This window comes from Mesobacillus foraminis (assembly GCF_004340465.1).
Classification (GTDB): domain Bacteria; phylum Bacillota; class Bacilli; order Bacillales; family Cytobacillaceae; genus Mesobacillus_B; species Mesobacillus_B foraminis.
Window position 1 is genome coordinate 283,649 of sequence record NZ_SLVV01000004.1, and the last position, 13,830, is coordinate 297,478.

The following is a 13,830-nucleotide window of genomic DNA, read 5'->3' on the forward strand; positions in this document are numbered from 1 at the left end:
GTACAGCTAAATTAAACGCCAAACATGCCGCCAATCTGCCAATCATTAATTGATTTAAATTTATTTCTTAAGGGACTGCCATAAATGTTCGATTATTAAAAAGAGAAATCTCACCTCAGCACAACATTTGACTTATTTGGGTGATCAATGCACGGTCTCCTCCCGTTTCTCTCAAATGAATCAAGGCTTTTGCATCTTCCCCGACAATGTACCTTAGCTGGGAGGATTGATCAGATGCTGCTTGAAAAACGACTTCCGCCACCTTTTCCGGAGGTATCATCTGTGAAGTTCCCAGCATTTTTAAAGAAGCCTGGTTCACTCGGTCAGTATATTCCTTATAATCAGCAAGTGTTTCATCATAATGATATTCTGAAGGCCTTCTTCCAAAATCAGAGTCCACGGCACCCGGCTCAATCAGCTTTACTTTAATATTCTGCGAGTTTAACTCATAATAAAGGGCCTCAGTAAACCCTTCGATCGCGAATTTTGAGGCATGATATAGAGATAAATTAGGTAATGTGATCCGTCCCCCCATAGAGGACATATTAATCATTATGCCGCCATTATTTCTTCTAAAGTGAGGAAGGATTGCTTTAGCTACATTCATTACTCCAAATACATTGACCTCGAAAACGCTGCGTATTCTCTCATCGTCAGCAGCTTCAAAAATCCCTCGGGCTCCGAGTGCGGCATTATTAAGAACTGCATCAATTTTTCCAAAATGGTTGATACCTTGATCTACTGACTCTTGAATGGACTCTTTATCTTCTACATCAAGTCGAGTAACCAACACATTCCCTAGCACTGTTAAATCACTTTCCTTCTCGGGGGACCGCATGGTTGCGACCACATTCCAGTTTCTTTGAGCAAAGTAGAAAGCTGCAGCTTTTCCAATTCCGGATGAAGAACCCGTAATCAAAATCGTTTTCATGATAAAACTCCCTTATAAAAATTTTCCATCCTATAATATTGGAATATATGCTCGTTCTTAATGAAGAATACTAAGCCCATAAAAAATCGCACAAGGATTCCCATGATGGAGTCCTTGTGCGTTTGTTGATGCATGACCGTAAAAATCCGTAATAAAGCTGTTCTCAAAGATAAAGGAAATCACTTGTGCGTTTACGTGGGTCTACTGAATTCCCGCTCATCCTTTTGTTCACTCATTAGAACGATAAGTCTTACCTGCTTACTAACTCTTCTTTTGTGACAGCGCGCCAGCCATTTGCTTCTAATTTCTCTATATAGGTTTCGAGCTTTATCTTTTCCAATTCTAAAACCAAAGGCAGAAGTGAAACAAAGCATTCATTTTGAGCATAATTGATTGTGACTTTTACAACTTCATAGCCATTATGAAATCCCGGATCAAAACCAGGATCATCGATAATGTCTCCTTTAACAGGGCGAATAGTTGATTCAAAGGTTTTCATCATTGTTTCCTGTCTGGCAGATTCTCTGTTGTCTTTTGATGATGAAAGGAAAAGCATTAGATTGATTTTCATTTTCTGCTCCTTTCCCAAAAGCCAATTTGATAACATGCATGGAATAGCACAAGTTTAAGCAATACCCTTATATTCAAGCATAGGACAATTCTTTTTACAACCCATGGCTTTTTTTACAAAAACAGTACAACAATGTGTAGCATAAATAAGTTTCAGTTTCCCTGCTCTTAACTTAACAGCCCTACCATCTTAAGTCCATGGGTAATCCCATTGTCTTCTACTGATTTGGTCACATATTTCGCGACTTTTTTTACACTGTCTTCAGCATTTCCCATGGCAACGCTATTATGAACCGCTGTAAGCATTTCAATATCGTTAAGTCCATCTCCAAAGGCATAAATATCTTCGTTGGAAACACCAAGTTTTTTCAGGATCTGTTCAATTCCATGGGCTTTCGAACCTCCCCTTGGAAGGATGTCGACTGATACAGGATGCCATCTGACAAAATCAAAATCGCTGAATTCCTGCTCATATTGCTGCTCCTCTCCTTCTGGACAGAATAGCAGAGTCTGATACAAATCCCGGCCTTCATGATAACTTGGGTCATGCGTAGGAAACATGCCAATTTTTAATGTATCAATACTTTCCTTAATGTAGGCATGCTCCGGAACATTGGCTCTCATGTCTTCATGATCCATATAAACCACAGGGTGATTATTCAGAAGGGCTGCCTCGGTTAATTTTAAGAGAGATGAGGTATTTAGAGGGTTGGTATAAAGCACTTCCCCGTTCAATACCACGTATTGGCCGTTATAGCTCACAAACGTATCAATGCCCAGCTCTTTTCGTAAATCCGCAAACATAAAAGGCGCCCGGCCAGTCGCAATAGCGACAATGTGTCCCTGTTCCTTCAGCTTAAATATCGCTTCTTTTGTTGACTGGGGCAGTTCTTTCTTGTGATTAAGCAATGTTCCGTCAATATCAAAGAAAATTACGCTATGTTTCGTCATATCCAATCCTGCTTTCTATGTATTTTAACTTTTATATGATTTTTTCCTTAGGCATCAGGCTGTTCCCCTTTCGATCAGCTTAGCGCTCATTTCTTTATTTGATACCTGTTCGCTGATAGCCTGGAGGAAAAGGTTTTTACCCATCTCTACAAGTGGAATTTCAACTGTGGTAATATTCATCATTTTAGCAATTGGTTCATTATCAAAACCAATGATGGCTAGATCGTCCGGGATAGAGATTTGCTCCCTTTGACAACAGGTGAAGATGCCCGCTGCTACCTGATCACTTGTGACCAGCAAGGCTGTTGGCGGTGTAATCATCTCTTTTATTTGCCTGATAACTTTTTCCCCGTCCTGAAAATAAAGGCAATCATCCATAAGATATTCAGGGTTGTAAGGCAGCTGAGAGTGATGAAGAAAATCACGGTAGGCTGACATCCGTTTCTGGCTGTTCGTCCCTGACTTTCTGGCAATGCAATAACCAATTCTACTATGGCCTTTGGAATGTAAATATTTAAGGGCCTCGTAGAAAATGCGATAGTGATCAACATAAGTGGCGGATAGGTTTTTACCATGGAGATCTTCACACAATACAATTGGCCCAAAGGTTAAATGTTCTTCTATCATTGCAAAATCACAGGTTCTTGAACAAATAATCAATGAATCAATTTGTTTAAGTTTTAGCATTTCAAGAGCTTCTAATTCTCTGCTTTCTATATAAGAGGTTTGAAATAGTACCAGCTTGTAGTTATTCTCAAGTGCCTGCTTAGCGATTCCCTTCAGCAGCTGGGCAAAGTAAGGATGATCTGAAAAGGGCAGAACAACACCCATCAGAAAGGTTTTCCCTTTACTCAAGTGGACTGCATTAATATTTTTATGATAATTACTGGTCCGGACAGCATCTAAAACAGCTTTCTTTTTATCTTCCCTCACATATGGGTGATTATTTAACACTCGTGATACGGTTGTGACGGACACTCCGGCCATCCTTGCCAGATCTTTAATATTTGTCATGCGCTCACCTTTTCAAAAACGATTCTATAAGGAGCAAAAGTCAGCAAAGGGATTTAGGTGATCCTTAATACGCTAGCAAGATCAGGGAAAATACTGATAAAGCCATCCTAACAAAGATCAAATGAATAAGCTAATGAAGAATTCTGTCGATATGTCAAAATTTCTTTTTTAAAGGATACTATTTGATCAATCACCTTCGTTCCCATGCAAGATTTACCTCTACCCCTCTAATGAGTGTAAAGGATGAAACGGGTTTCATGTCAAACAGAAATTATACATATGATGTAAAGTTTTTTATAACTCCTGTTTATCTAATATAAAGGCTTTACAATTGATAAATTTCTGAATGCGCACCGTATTTAAACAAATGGGACATTGATATAATTGCTTCTGCTAATGAAGAAAGGCCAGGGAATATTAACCACCCTGGCTTCTCTTGTAACCATAATATCAATGATTGGCTTAGCAGCCATGCCTTTAATCGAGGTACTCCCTATGTGTTCAATACCCAACGTTTTTAAGCCTATTGCTTGAAGAATTTGATCTTTCTCGTATTCATAATTCTTTTGCCACTTAAGATGATCATTCTCCAAATGGATCCTTGATTTTCCCATGAATATCCCCTCGGAAATTTTTTGCTTACATCCCATTCATTTTCTCACCGCGTATAAAAATGAAAATAAAGCGGATTACAGCAAAGCCGCTTTATTTTCATCTTCAGAATCATTGGTGGTGTTCTTCTTCTTCAGCAGCCATTGCAATGGCTTTTGTTTCATGGACGGTTCCAAATGGATGCTGCGGAGGTGCATAGATTGAATATAGTTTGATTGGTTTATTGCCTGTATTGGTTAGATTGTGCCATGTTCCAGCAGGGATCACAATCGCATAGTCATCATGGACTTTCCGTACAAAATCAAGGTTTTCCTTCCTGTCCCCCATTTGCACAAGTCCCTCTCCTTCTTCAATCCGCAGGAATTGGTCAAGATTCGGATGATTTTCTAAACCAATGTCCTCTCCCGGGTTGATGCTCATCAAAGTTACCTGGAGATGGCTTCCGGTCCATAGAGCTGTCCTGAAATTGTTGTTATTTTTAGCGGCCTCTTCAATATTTACAACAAATGGATTAGGGCCGTAATCACTCCTTCGATGGAAAACTTCCTCCTGGAGCGATCGAAATTTCCCAGCACTTTCTTGTTCGCGAGCTAATACGCTCAAAAAGAGATGGCGAATCTCTGGATGTTGAATGAGTGAATAGCTCCTTTGATACTCATCATACCCTCTTACTACTGTTTCATAAGCTTTTTGTATGCCATCTTCATAATTATCAAAATGAACTCTGTCAATCTGGTACACAGGATTTGTCCCGGTCAGTCTGGTATACAGGGTATTGAAATGAGCCAAATTGGCTTTTTTTCTATCTAAAGCATGCACAAGGTTCATTTTATGCTCCTGATTGGGAGCTTCCTCAGCTAATTGACGGTAAAGCTCAATGGCTGAAGCCTCTGTTTTTATTCCTCTAAGCACAGATTCGATGATTTTGTGATGATGTTCATGCAGAGTTCTTGCTGCATAGTCAGGAAAATACATCGGAGTATTGACTGTCTCGCAATAAGGATTGATATATGCGATTGGTAGATTATACATAGGACTGTTCATTCCTTCCCCGGGTTTTATGGTGCCCATATACCATCATATGCCCAGATGAGGAGAACGTACTTTATCCACTGTCAGCGTTTAAGTAGGGGGATTTGTTTGACTGCATTTTCCCGGCACCGTTAGTTACACTCACGATGACCGTTTAGCAGGATTCTCCTTTATCACTGTTTTATTTACTGACAACTCCTCTTTATTTGTAACGATTTCATTTTGATCGAATCCATTGCAGATGGCAAAATAGCGATCCTCAAGCTGAAAACCAATTCCGTACAAAGCAGGAGCATGACTTCCATTGTCCTCACTTGATTGCAGGATTTCAAGTTGCTCCACTTGTTTCCCAATTACGAACAGCAATTCCAACCCGTTCTTTTTCCAGCTTAACTCAAGGTCGGTCCCGTACCAATCGATAGGCTTTGAAAGGTACATTTCATTGGAAGTGATGATAAACTGATCCGACTTAAAAGCACACAGCTCTATTTGGCCCCCCTCAAACGCTATAATGACAGGTGCATCATTAAACCAATCGTGTATGTTCGTATCCCAGGCAACCCAAAATCCTTTCATTCTTTTCCCAATGATGGTTTCAAGGTTACTCTGATGATCTTCCATCATTTCACTTGACTCACTATATGGTTTAGGATGATAATCTTCGGCCCCCAGCAATAGGGCTCCCTCCTTTCGGCTTAAGGTGCATCAAAAAATTCTATAGCTTCTATAATTGTAAATCTCCTTTTCAAGAGCATAAAAAAAGCGTCTCTGTTGAAACGCATTTGTGCAATATTAAAAGATAAATAATAATTTATTTTATTTTTTGTTGAATCAGTTCTTCTATTAAAACTCCATTAATTTTTAGACCGGAAATATCACAATGATTAATCTCTACATTGGTCAAATTACAGTTTTGTAATTGTGTATTTGTCAGGTCGCAATCCTGAAAACGAACAGGTTTATATGTTCCCTCAGGATCAAAATTCCCGTCACCTTCTACAGGCAAAACAACATTATGAAATTCAGTGCCATATAAATGAACGTGGTCAATCACTGCATGGCTGAAGTTTGCATGTTGGACTTTTAATCCTGACAGATTTGCATTTTTTATGCTGCTGCCTTGCATATTTACATCATTTAGATCAAGATTGCTCATATTCACGTTATTGAATTTCGTATGAGCTAAACACACATTGTCAATTTCCAGCCCCTCCGCATTGACCTCATTCCATTTAGAACCAGAAATGTCAGCCATCTGCAGATCAAGTTTTTGCGTTTTCAATCCCATCATCTTTTCCTCCTCGTGTAAAATAGTCAATCATATCCATCTATATCCATTTGATCTTTCTTCAAAAAATCCTTCCTGCTCAGCAACCATTTTTTCATCTCAACTTTTGGCTGACAGTCTTCATTCTCATTTATAAAGCTCCATAAAAATTGGTGCCACTCTGCAGGGTTTAATCTCAATGTTCTGCCACACATTTCCCACAACATATGGTTCTTCCTTTAGCCATTTGTCAAGTTCTTCCCTAGATGGATAATCCACCACCATCATGGAGCCGATCATGTTCATCAAGGAGAGCCGATCCATACAAGTGTTCTCCTTGTTTAAATCGTCTTTCTACCGACTTTAAATGTTCCTCCCTTGCGGTTAATCTCCTCTCCGGTGCCTTTTCATCTGTGCCGTCATAGGCAGTTATCATATATTGCATGAAATTCCATCTCCTTTTAATCAACTATATCCCAAGGATTTCTTTGAGCTTAAGCTCTATTCCAAGGCAGTTTAATAGAATGGCCTGTTGTACATATAATAAATTCCTCTTAAAAGCATGCCCTACAAAGTATGGAGAAGAAATAACCTCCTCGCTGACTTCTTCATTTCGGAAAAAAGGCGGACAGGGGTTTAAGAGGGCTTGTTTCTTGGCTAAATTCATTCGCTCCAGGGTGATTTGATATTGTTTGATATATTCGTTTGTACGCAACGCCTCTGGGAGAGAATCAGTCAAAATGATATCGCTCAGTTTCAAGATCTGTTCGAGATTTGTTGAGAAGATATAATTAGGCTCATTCACACCTATCTCATACCCTGCTTGGCAAACATGGTAGAACTTTAGATCCAGAATCTTTGAAAGGTCGGCCCACGTTCTGCAGATATTCGTAGCTGGGCCAACAAATGTATAGACATGGTCCCGCTCATTCTTTCTAATTTTACTGATCGAATAGTAGTCGGATAAAATCTCACATGGGTGATTTCCAGAGGACATTGCGTTGAGGATGGGGATTGAACTGTGCTCTGTTAATCCCTGGATTTTAGAGGAATCCGAATGTCTGACAATGACCCCGTCAGCCCAGTTTTGAATATATTGAATGACATCTTCGAGCTTTTCCTCTTTATCAAGCGTCTCGGAAGGGAACAAAATGCTCTCTCCTCCTAAGTCTTTTATCCCTTTTTCAAAGGTCAATCTGGTCCTGATGCTAGTTTGAGGGAAAAAGAGAATGAAGCTTTTTCCTTTTAGGATCTTGCTGCCGTTTTGAAGTGTCAGTTTATCCGCCAGCCTAAATATTTTCATTATTTGAGGCCTCGTCAAATCCTTAAGGCTTAACAAATGCATCATAAGGTTCACCCAGTTTCATTTTTTTATTATAAAAATAGTAGATAGTACCTAAATATTAATTCGTTTCCTGCCGTCTTTCATCCTACCATTATATCCCATTAGTTGTGAAACTGTCTTGAAACTTTGCCAACTGCCCAAGGTTCGGCAAAAACAATAATTTCTGTATGAAAAGTGCTCTAATTCATGCTGTATTCCCCCTTTCCCTCCTATGATAATTTTAAATATGTAAGCGATTCCAAATATTGAGAGAGGAGGACCCTTAACGGCTATAGAAAAGTATGATACTAAAGGAGGATTACTAGATTGAGATTTTCGCATAACGCTAAGAGCATTGTCTTTATTGCAACAGTATTATTGATTTCCCTTCTCTCCCCTGCTTCGATACTTGGAGCTTCTGCTAAGAATCCAAGTGAAGGAACTAAGTTAAAGGAGAGCGAAATTCAATCGTATGTCAGTGATATGCAGCCTGGCTGGAACTTAGGAAATACATTTGATGCAATGGGTGAAGACGAAACATCATGGGGAAATCCACGCGTAACGAAAGAATTGATCCAGCAAATTGCCAAGCAGGGATACAAAAGCATCCGAATTCCAATTACATGGGACCAGAGAATGGGAGAAGGTCCCGATTACAAGATTGATCCAGCTTTTATGGACCGTGTTGAAGAAGTTGTAAATTGGTCATTGGATGCAGGACTTTATGTCATGATTAACCTCCACCATGATTCCTGGATTTGGGTTCATCAAATGGGTGAAAACAGAGATGAAGTGTTCCCTCGATATCAGGCTGCCTGGACCCAAATTGCACATACCTTCAAAGACCATTCTCACAAGCTAATGTTCGAAAGCATCAACGAGCCACGCTTCAACAGCGGCTGGGGCAGTGAAGATCAAACCCATTATGTTCACTTAGATGAGCTGAATACATCCTTCCACAAAATCGTCAGAGAATCTGGCGGCAAGAACACTGATCGTCCACTAGTGCTCCCTACACTGGAAACGAATGCAGGACAAGAGAGACTGGATGAACTTTATCAGACGATTGTAAAGCTTGATGATCCCAATTTAATTGCAACGATTCATTATTATGGGTTTTGGCCCTTCAGCGTGAATATCGCCGGATTTACTACCTTCGAAGAACAAACCAAAAAGGATATCACCGATACATTTGACCGTGCCTATGATACCCTGGTCTCTAAAGGCATCCCGGTTATACTCGGGGAGTACGGACTGCTGGGCTTTGATAAGAATACTGGCACAATTGAGCAAGGTGAAAAGCTGAAATTCTTTGAATTTTTGACCCATTACGTTCAGGAAAAGAACATAACCCATATGCTTTGGGATAATGGGCAGCATTTTAACCGTACCAACTTAAAATGGAATGACCAAGACTTTTATGAATTAATGAGGGCGAGCTGGAAAACCCGTTCAGCAACCGCTGAAAGTGACTTAATCTTTATTAAAAAGGGGGAAAAAGTACAGGATACTTCCATCAAGCTTGAGTTAAACGGGAATAAGCTTACGGGATTCTTTATGAACCGGAACAAGGGGGACAAGCTTCATAAAGGAAAAGACTATACATTAAGCGGAAACACATTAACCTTAAAAGCAAACACCCTGGAAAAGTTGACGGCATCAGGGCAGTATGGTGATAACGCAGAATTGACGGCCTCCTTCAACAAAGGGGCGGACTGGACTTTCGATGTCATCTTGCATGATACTCCAAAGTTGCAGAGTTCCGAAGGTTCAGCAGATTCATTCGCCATTCCAGCAGCCTTTAATGGCGACCGTCTGGCGACCATGGAAGCTGTTTACAGTGACGGTACCAATGCCGGTCCGCAAAACTGGACATCCTACAAAGAATTTGGATATGCCTTCACTCCATCGTATCAATCAAATGAAATCAAACTATTGGAAAATTTCTTTAATGAAGTGAATGACGGCATTGTGAACCTGAAGTTCCATTTCTGGAGCGGCGAGGTTTTGAATTATCAGATTACCAAGAATGGGAATGAGGTCACTGGTAAAGTTACCTCAAACTAGATATGTATTTTAAAATAGGTTTGTTTGCACAGCAAAATGAACTATTGAAAACCTGTTGATTGGAGTGGAAGGCGCGCAGACTCCTGCGGGCTCAGCGCCCGTCCCGCGGAAAGCGAAGCGGCTGGAACGGAAATTAACAGCCCATTTTAACAACTAGACAAAATAAAACAGACTGTGACAAACTTGATTTTTATCTAGTTTGTCACAGTCTGAGAAGAAAGACTTATGCCTTCTGCTGTTTTTTTATTAGGAGGACATTGCCATCCCTCCGTTTATGTGGATGCACTGTCCGGTGATATATGCTCCTTCATCCGAAGCCAGCAGCACATAAGCACCTGCATGGTCGGCTGGCTGACCTGGACGGCCCAGCGGTGTTTGTGTGCCAAAGCTTTCAACTTTTTCTTTATCAAATGTTGCAGGAATAAGCGGGGTCCAGATCGGACCAGGAGCTACCATATTTACACGTATACCTTTCGAAGCCAGATTTTGTGCCAGGCTGCGAGTGAACCCGACAATGGCACCTTTTGTGGCCGTATAGTCCATTAAAGAAGGATGCCCTATATACGGGTTGATGGAAGTCGTATTAATGATGGCATCTCCCTGGCTTAAAAGAGGTGCACTATGCTTACTCATATAAAAAACAGAATAGATATTTGTCCGAAAGGTTTTATCCCATTGCTCATGTGTAATATCCTCGATGTTTTCTGTTGGGTACTGTACAGCAGAATTATTAACTAGAATGTTCAGTTTGCCAAACTCCTTGACAGTTCTATCTATAAGGGATTTACATACATCTTCTTTCGAAACATCTCCTCGCAGGAGGAGGCAGTTAACTCCTTCAGATTCGATCATATTCTTCGTTTCTTCCGCGTCACTGTCCTCGGTTACATAATTGATAGCTACATGCGCCCCTTCCTTCGCATAGGCGATGGCAACGGCACGTCCTATTCCACTGTCTCCGCCAGTAATCAGGGCAACACGCCCATTTAGCTTCCCGCTTCCTTTATACTCTGTCGGCTGGACTGGCCTAGGATTCATCTCAGATTCTATTCCTGGCTGGTGTATTTGTGTCTGTGCAGGCTGCCCTTCTTTTTGTCGGTCATAAATATTCACAGGATCCTCTCCTTCACACAAATCTAGTAGTACCTTTATCCCCTTAAAGGCAGATATAAACCAAGCATTCCTTCCAGGCTCCAATTACAATTGATGATCCTGGGAATAATTCATGGCTTGCTGCAGTGTTTCTGCGAGGCAAAAAGGTTCATGTCTTCCAGGCATTTTTAAATATGATAAAGGGTTCACAAAATATTGAATTTTTCATTGACAGATGACCGCTCCTCCCCTACTGTATAAAGATAATTATATTTTTTGAGGAAGACTGCCAAAGAGACTTGAACTTTATGTCACCAGAAGCTCTTAATCTTTTACTAAGATGAAAGGATGCTTTATGGAAATTGCTCCAAACCACCCAAGGGGACCCCTTTTGTCAGGAAAACTCTAAGGTACAAGGACAGAGGATGAGTTTCAGTGCAGTTGTCAGTTTTTATCATTGGGGAGGATCTATATGGTTTGGGATGTATTGAATGTTATAGGTACCATTGCGTTTGCGATGAGTGGTGCAGTGATCGCCATTGAAGCTAAGTACGATATCATGGGGGTTTATATTTTAGGATTGATTACCGCATTTGGCGGAGGAGCTGTCCGAAATTTATTGACTGGTATTCCAATCGTTGAATTATGGCAGCAAACATCGCTTTTCATCATCGCCCTCATTACGATTACAATTGTATTCCTTTTGCCGAACAAAGCCATCTACAACTTAAAGCTTTGGAGTATTTTTGATGCAATTGGCTTATCTGCCTTTGCAATCCAGGGAGCCATGTACGCCTATTCAATCGAGCTGCCGCTCCTTGCGGTCATGTTTTCAGCAGCCATTACAGGGGCTGGCGGCGGTATTATCCGCGATGTATTGGCGCAGGAAAAACCGATTGTGTTCCGCCAGGAAGTTTATCTTCTATGGGCTATGATTGCCGGTTTTATTATAGGAATGGGCTGGGCTGAAGAATCCTATCAGCTTTACACCCTTTTTTCCATCATTCTGCTGCTTCGGATTATATCCAATCAGTATGGATGGTGCCTCCCTGCGAGAACCTTCAATAAATTGCAAGGAAACTGACGAATTAGTATTCCATTCAGACTTTGAATGCATTTTCTGGAGGGCCTGCTGACCTGGTTTGGCCCTTCACTTCTCACATAAGAATTCATAAAATCAGAGGGCCAGCTAGTTTATACAATGAGAGTACCTCTGTTTTAACTAATTCCTGATAATGCGGTAACCATTTATTGAAGGTTCATTTGCAATGATCAGGAATTTTTTTTGCCGAAAAAGCAAAGACAGTAGATTTTCCTCATTTGAAAAGGTACAGAGAAACGAGCTTTTATAAGTCTTCTCCATAAAAAAGAGTGTTAACCTTTAAGGCGAACACTCTACTTTTAAACCCAGTCTTTCCCCTTTTCACCCAGTTACGGTGAACGATGATTCATACTCTCCTGTTTTGCCCACTGCCCTAGACCAACAGGAATTAAACAGCACTCTCGGAATTTTCCTGATGGATCGCACTTTCCTCCATATATAGCACTTCCCATAGATGCCCATCGGGATCCTGAAAACTGCGGCTGTACATAAATCCATAATCCTGCGGCTCTTTTGAAGGTTTGCCTCCAGCTTCTAATGCCTTGTTTACAACTTCATCCACTTTCTCCCTGCTTTCGGCTGACAAGGCTACGATCGCTTCTGTTGTTTTTGCAGAATCTGCAATCCCTTTCGTGGTAAACGTTTTAAAATGTTCTTCCGTCAGCAGCATGGCATAAATATGCTCATTGATCACCATACAAGCAGCCATTTCATTGGTGAACTGAGGATTAAATTGAAAGCCTAGTTCAGTGAAAAATTTCATGGATGATTGTAAATCTTTAACGGGCAAGTTAACAAAAATGTTTTGAAATCCCATTATACTCATCTTCCTTTCCTGGCTTAATTTTTCCCATCCTTTATAAGGATCATTAGCTGGTTCATATGATGATATTCTCATGCTCCATCCCTAACTTAACGAAATGGGAATTATCACAATATTTATAATAAATTATAACTTTCCTTTTATCAAGTTATACTTACTGAAAAGTCAGTATTATTTGACTTTTTTTAAGTTCATTTATAGGATAAAGGTGACATACATGATAAGAAGGTGAAGACAGTGGGAAAAATTCGAGATGCAGAAAGAACCCGCAGAAAAATTTTAGATGCCGCCAAAGAGGAATTCTTCGCAAATGGGAATACGGGGGCCAGAATTGAATCAATCGCGAAGAGAGCTGGTCTTAATAAACAATTGATTTACCATTATTTTAAAGGGAAAGATGAGCTCATCAATGAAACGATTGCCGATTTTACGAGCTCTATACCAACTGAAAACCTCATCCTCCCTGCAAATCCAGTGAACATAGCAGAGTTTCGGTACAATGTGAATAAGGAACATTTAATGGACTTTTTAAAATTTACCGCCTGGGAAGCGATTGACCAAGTCCCTAAAAATACAAATGGGGAAGAAAGCAGAAAGAAAATCCTTCAATCTTATGTAAAAGACATGGCCTCCAAGCAGGAGATGGGATTGGTCCCTGAGGAATTAGATCCTTCCCTCATCACTTTAATGATTTCGAGCCTGACCATTTACCCCCTGCTCTATAGCAATGTAACCAGGATGATCACAGGTCTGGAAGCTGAAGATCCCGAGTTTCAGAAAAAATGGGAGGAGTTCCTTCATCTAATCAGTGAGCGGATCTTTAAAATGGAACCAAAGTAGTGAGCATTAAAAAAGCAGCGGTACAGATTGGAACCGCTGCTTTATTTGCTCTCTTGAAGATAATTCTCAAAACAGACATATATTCCTGGTGGCCCACAGGCTAGGAACGCAAATAAATGCTTCCCTATTCCTAAAAGAAATAATAAAATTTCCAATCCCTTTCTAAAGGTTCAATCACCTAATTTTACGGCAGGAGGCATTGCTT

At 40.4% G+C, this 13,830-nt stretch carries 16 protein-coding genes; 3 read left to right on the plus strand and 13 right to left on the minus strand.

What is annotated here, in order from left to right:
• Window positions 1-115: 115 nt before the first annotated feature.
• The 11 genes from EV146_RS08220 to EV146_RS08265 form a co-directional block, all read right to left on the minus strand.
• Entirely contained in the window at window positions 116-931 is an 816-nt protein-coding gene (locus EV146_RS08220) for an SDR family oxidoreductase (protein WP_132004468.1), read from the minus strand.
• 250 nt (window positions 932-1,181) lie between these two features.
• Complete coding sequence (locus EV146_RS08225; RefSeq protein WP_132004471.1) at window positions 1,182-1,502, minus strand: hypothetical protein; 321 nt, start codon at window positions 1,500-1,502, stop codon at window positions 1,182-1,184.
• A gap of 167 nt (window positions 1,503-1,669) precedes the next feature.
• A complete protein-coding gene (locus tag EV146_RS08230; protein ID WP_132004474.1) occupies window positions 1,670-2,452 on the minus strand; it encodes a Cof-type HAD-IIB family hydrolase in 783 nt (260 codons plus the stop codon).
• 54 nt (window positions 2,453-2,506) lie between these two features.
• Window positions 2,507-3,466, minus strand: coding sequence for a LacI family DNA-binding transcriptional regulator (locus EV146_RS08235; RefSeq protein ID WP_132004477.1), 960 nt, complete (start codon window positions 3,464-3,466; stop codon window positions 2,507-2,509).
• A gap of 359 nt (window positions 3,467-3,825) precedes the next feature.
• Window positions 3,826-4,080 (minus strand): GrpB family protein, encoded by a 255-nt coding sequence (locus tag EV146_RS08240; protein WP_158287047.1) that lies wholly within the window; start codon window positions 4,078-4,080, stop codon window positions 3,826-3,828.
• 109 nt (window positions 4,081-4,189) lie between these two features.
• A complete protein-coding gene (locus tag EV146_RS08245; RefSeq protein ID WP_132004483.1) occupies window positions 4,190-5,110 on the minus strand; it encodes a cupin domain-containing protein in 921 nt (306 codons plus the stop codon).
• Between the two features lie 141 nt (window positions 5,111-5,251).
• Window positions 5,252-5,785 (minus strand): hypothetical protein, encoded by a 534-nt coding sequence (locus EV146_RS08250; RefSeq protein ID WP_132004486.1) that lies wholly within the window; start codon window positions 5,783-5,785, stop codon window positions 5,252-5,254.
• 136 nt (window positions 5,786-5,921) lie between these two features.
• Window positions 5,922-6,401 carry a pentapeptide repeat-containing protein gene (locus EV146_RS08255; RefSeq protein WP_241993859.1) on the minus strand — a complete coding sequence of 160 codons (480 nt, stop codon included), beginning with the start codon at window positions 6,399-6,401 and terminating at the stop codon, window positions 5,922-5,924.
• A 123-nt stretch (window positions 6,402-6,524) separates the two neighbouring features.
• Window positions 6,525-6,701: a YciI family protein gene (locus tag EV146_RS28375; RefSeq protein WP_199232666.1), complete on the minus strand. Its 177-nt coding sequence runs from the start codon at window positions 6,699-6,701 to the stop codon at window positions 6,525-6,527.
• The gene (locus tag EV146_RS27500; RefSeq protein WP_199232670.1) at window positions 6,640-6,822 is read right to left on the minus strand and encodes a YciI family protein; all 183 of its coding nucleotides are present in this window, start codon (window positions 6,820-6,822) and stop codon (window positions 6,640-6,642) included. The genes EV146_RS28375 and EV146_RS27500 overlap by 62 nt, the downstream gene beginning before the upstream one ends.
• Window positions 6,823-6,846: 24 nt before the next feature.
• Entirely contained in the window at window positions 6,847-7,725 is an 879-nt protein-coding gene (locus EV146_RS08265; RefSeq protein WP_338419209.1) for an ornithine carbamoyltransferase, read from the minus strand.
• 303 nt (window positions 7,726-8,028) lie between these two features.
• On the opposite strand from EV146_RS08265, the gene EV146_RS08270 reads away from it, so the two are divergent.
• On the plus strand, window positions 8,029-9,768 hold the full coding sequence (locus tag EV146_RS08270) for a cellulase family glycosylhydrolase (RefSeq protein WP_132004489.1): 1,740 nt from the start codon (window positions 8,029-8,031) through the stop codon (window positions 9,766-9,768).
• Between the two features lie 246 nt (window positions 9,769-10,014).
• Here EV146_RS08270 and EV146_RS08275 read toward each other — a convergent pair whose 3' ends face one another.
• The gene (locus EV146_RS08275; RefSeq protein WP_132004492.1) at window positions 10,015-10,881 is read right to left on the minus strand and encodes an SDR family oxidoreductase; all 867 of its coding nucleotides are present in this window, start codon (window positions 10,879-10,881) and stop codon (window positions 10,015-10,017) included.
• Window positions 10,882-11,332: 451 nt separating this feature from the next.
• Between EV146_RS08275 and EV146_RS08280 the strand changes: the two genes are divergently transcribed.
• A complete protein-coding gene (locus EV146_RS08280; protein WP_132004495.1) occupies window positions 11,333-11,944 on the plus strand; it encodes a trimeric intracellular cation channel family protein in 612 nt (203 codons plus the stop codon).
• A gap of 406 nt (window positions 11,945-12,350) precedes the next feature.
• Here EV146_RS08280 and EV146_RS08285 read toward each other — a convergent pair whose 3' ends face one another.
• Complete coding sequence (locus EV146_RS08285) at window positions 12,351-12,779, minus strand: VOC family protein (RefSeq protein ID WP_132004498.1); 429 nt, start codon at window positions 12,777-12,779, stop codon at window positions 12,351-12,353.
• A 243-nt stretch (window positions 12,780-13,022) separates the two neighbouring features.
• Between EV146_RS08285 and EV146_RS08290 the strand changes: the two genes are divergently transcribed.
• Window positions 13,023-13,625 carry a TetR/AcrR family transcriptional regulator gene (locus EV146_RS08290; RefSeq protein ID WP_132004501.1) on the plus strand — a complete coding sequence of 201 codons (603 nt, stop codon included), beginning with the start codon at window positions 13,023-13,025 and terminating at the stop codon, window positions 13,623-13,625.
• Window positions 13,626-13,830 lie beyond the last annotated feature (205 nt).

Coding starts and splice junctions, on each gene's coding strand:
- EV146_RS08265 (WP_338419209.1), bottom strand. CDS start 7,725: ATGATGCATTTGTTAAGCCTTAAGGATTTGACGAGGCCTCAAATAATG.
- EV146_RS08230 (WP_132004474.1), bottom strand. CDS start 2,452: ATGACGAAACATAGCGTAATTTTCTTTGATATTGACGGAACATTGCTT.
- EV146_RS08245 (WP_132004483.1), bottom strand. CDS start 5,110: ATGTATAATCTACCAATCGCATATATCAATCCTTATTGCGAGACAGTC.
- EV146_RS08280 (WP_132004495.1), top strand. CDS start 11,333: ATGGTTTGGGATGTATTGAATGTTATAGGTACCATTGCGTTTGCGATG.
- EV146_RS08225 (WP_132004471.1), bottom strand. CDS start 1,502: ATGAAAATCAATCTAATGCTTTTCCTTTCATCATCAAAAGACAACAGA.
- EV146_RS08240 (WP_158287047.1), bottom strand. CDS start 4,080: ATGGGAAAATCAAGGATCCATTTGGAGAATGATCATCTTAAGTGGCAA.
- EV146_RS08220 (WP_132004468.1), bottom strand. CDS start 931: ATGAAAACGATTTTGATTACGGGTTCTTCATCCGGAATTGGAAAAGCT.
- EV146_RS28375 (WP_199232666.1), bottom strand. CDS start 6,701: ATGGATCGGCTCTCCTTGATGAACATGATCGGCTCCATGATGGTGGTG.
- EV146_RS08235 (WP_132004477.1), bottom strand. CDS start 3,466: ATGACAAATATTAAAGATCTGGCAAGGATGGCCGGAGTGTCCGTCACA.
- EV146_RS27500 (WP_199232670.1), bottom strand. CDS start 6,822: ATGCAATATATGATAACTGCCTATGACGGCACAGATGAAAAGGCACCG.
- EV146_RS08255 (WP_241993859.1), bottom strand. CDS start 6,401: ATGATGGGATTGAAAACGCAAAAACTTGATCTGCAGATGGCTGACATT.
- EV146_RS08285 (WP_132004498.1), bottom strand. CDS start 12,779: ATGGGATTTCAAAACATTTTTGTTAACTTGCCCGTTAAAGATTTACAA.